General features: G+C 57.0%; 1 protein-coding gene. It reads right to left on the bottom strand.

The genetic code is table 11. The annotated features are described in order from the left end of the window. Positions 1–710 (bottom strand): AMP-binding protein (locus tag ABRS97_RS28090; RefSeq protein ID WP_367859152.1); only part of this gene is annotated, 710 nt, incomplete at both ends.

The raw sequence follows: 710 nt of genomic DNA, 5'->3' as shown, positions 1-710 counted from the left end.
AAATATTTAAGAAAAGCGGTTGGAAGGAATACAATATCCGCGCCGATTTCCACCACAGATTCGACGAACTCCCTCGGCTGCCGCTTCTGGTCTTCTCCAACGATATGCAGCTCGGCGCCTCCAAGAAGCGCAGTGAACATCTCCTGATAGCAGACATCGAAACTCATCGCAGCAAATTGAAGGACCTTCGAAGCCCCCGCTTGCACGGGGATGCTTTCCTGCTGCCACTGCAGCAAATTGATGAGGGTCCGGTGCTCGATCATCACACCCTTGGGCGTTCCCGTGGATCCCGACGTATAGATCACATACAGGGCATCGCTTGAGTTGGCACCATGGGTCAGATCCGAAGCCGGCATACGCGTCGAACGAGAGATGGCCTCCTCTGCCGTTACGGCCTCTGCATCGCCCAAAACGGCCTCCGGCAGAGGCAGTTCCGTCAACACGAGTGCAGGTCTGCTATCCCTGAGCATATGCCGTATGCGCTCGGCCGGAGTAGACGGATCGATGGGGAGAATAGCCCCGCCTGCCTTTAACACGCCCAGCACAAACTGCACATAACGCACGGATCGGGGCATCCACAGAGCAACGATACTTTCCCGTCCAATGCCCTGGCTCTGAAGGAAACGCGCCAGCTGATTCGACTGTTCATTTAGCTCGCGGTAGGTCAAGGCTTCCCCGTCCGAGACCACCGCAAGAGCATCCGGCGTCCG

This window comes from Paenibacillus tabacirhizosphaerae, from assembly GCF_040812395.1.
Lineage (GTDB): Bacteria > Bacillota > Bacilli > Paenibacillales > NBRC-103111 > Paenibacillus_E.
This window is presented reverse-complemented; position numbering and strand designations above follow the sequence as displayed.